The organism is Candidatus Symbiopectobacterium sp. NZEC135, from assembly GCF_025962695.1.
The window spans coordinates 1-1,730 of sequence record NZ_JAGFPF010000342.1; the positions used below are offsets into that span (position 1 = coordinate 1).

Genomic DNA, 1,730 nt, shown 5'->3' on the forward strand with positions numbered 1-1,730 from the left:
CCATACTATTCAGTGGACTATAAACGCTTCTGGCATGTTTAAGGGACAACTAAAAGTGAAAGTAGAAGGGATGCTGGCAATAGCTATCAGTGTAATATTGATATTCGTTTGTTATACAGATATTCGTTTTAGACAAATTACCAATGTGACAACATTGCTTATCTTTTTGCTTTCACTTTTATTAGCTTTTCACCATGTTGACGATCTCTCATTAATTATATTGTCGCTATTGTTTTGTGTCGGTTTTGTTTTCTCTGTAGCAGGAGTAATAGGTGCAGGTGATATTAAACTGGTATGTGCATTATCAACGGGGCTTTCAACGCCACATATAGGGGATTTTCTCTTATTGACGGGAATGGCAGGGATCCCACTCACGTTGCTTACGTGTTTATATTACCGAGTGTTCTCAAAACAGAATGTCATCACCGTACCCTACGGTGTTGCTATCTGCTGTGGCTATTGGCTGTTGTGGGCTGTGTAAGTAAGAAGGATTAAAAATTGAACAACAAAAGGAAATATGTGCTTTTATGGTACCGTTCGAGTACTGGAAGTGCCGCGCTTGAGTTTTCTTTGATCCTTATCCCTTTTATTATGGCACTTCTTTTTCTCGCAGAACTGTGTCGGGTGGTTTATATTTCATCTGCCCTGGATTTGATTCTGGCCGAATCCAGCTATCGTACATCGCTTCGTCAGCCTGATAGTGATTACCGCGCTTATTTCAAGAAAGCCTTTAATGAGCGTTTAGATGTATGGCCGTTATTTACCCAAAAAAATACGATACGTGTATCTGCACAATATTGTAATGACATTGCTGCGTTAATTGAGAATGGCAAACATTGCTCATCTACCCATGCGGTTGGAAAACCGTTGGCGCTGTATGATGTTAACATTCATTATCAACCTCTCTTCTTTATATTTCCAACGGTGATGGTTGAACAGCGATGGAAGCGAAAGATTGCTTTTGTTCAGGAATTTCAGCGAGGAGAATTGTAATATGTCTTCGCGTTACAGAAAAAGAAAATTGCTGTTTGGGATAGAAAGTGAGAAAGGAAGTGTAGTGATTGAGTTTATTTTCTATTTTTTTTCTATTATGCTGCTTTGTTTTTTATTAATTGATTACAGTCGATATTTTTTAAACAAAGGATATATGGAACGTGTCAGTCAGTCTCTTGCCAGTGTGTTGCGTGAGCGCACAGCACTTTATCAAGGAAAAGAAGTTTTGACACAGGATGATGTCGATCAGTTAGATATGTTGGCGGCGATGCTCTTGGCTGAAACTCACCTCGGAAAAAAGTACAATCTCTACGTGGATGCCATCTATTTCGATGATGCTGCCAAATCAGAGAAAAAATTAAAAGGAAGCCCGATAGCGTTTACTGTTGATAATGTTAAGGATGACTATTGTCCAAAGTCTGACTTTGCCAAGGATTTTACTAAACGAATTCCGCTTTCCCCTTTTTCTCATGCTGATACTGCATCAGTGCAGGGGGGGCGTTGGCTACCTGTTTATCAAGTCACCCTCTGTACTCAAGGTCAGTATAGTTTATTAATAAGAATGTTAAATGCTATTGGACTATCTATTGGAAATATCTCGGTTAGTAATGCGGTAATTCCTCGGTGAGTTTTTTGGCGTTCGATAATCATCTCAGGGAGAGTCATGAAGATAAAACATGCTGTTGATTTCTTTCTCTTGGTTTTCCGCAGAGAGTCTGGGGCAACGACATTGCTGT

Annotated in this window: 3 protein-coding genes; all 3 read left to right on the forward strand. The window is 39.5% G+C overall.

Annotation, left to right across the window (positions count from 1 at the left end):
* A partial coding sequence (locus J5224_RS26640) for a prepilin peptidase (RefSeq protein WP_264628175.1) occupies nt 1–481 on the forward strand: 481 nt, incomplete at its 5' end.
* Between the two features lie 17 nt (nt 482–498).
* Nucleotides 499–993 carry a TadE/TadG family type IV pilus assembly protein gene (locus J5224_RS26645; RefSeq protein ID WP_264628176.1) on the forward strand — a complete coding sequence of 165 codons (495 nt, stop codon included), beginning with the start codon at nt 499–501 and terminating at the stop codon, nt 991–993.
* Nucleotide 994: 1 nt separating this feature from the next.
* On the forward strand, nt 995–1,621 hold the full coding sequence (gene tadF, locus J5224_RS26650; protein ID WP_264628177.1) for a tight adherence pilus pseudopilin TadF: 627 nt from the start codon (nt 995–997) through the stop codon (nt 1,619–1,621).
* The last annotated feature ends 109 nt before the right edge of the window (nt 1,622–1,730 follow it).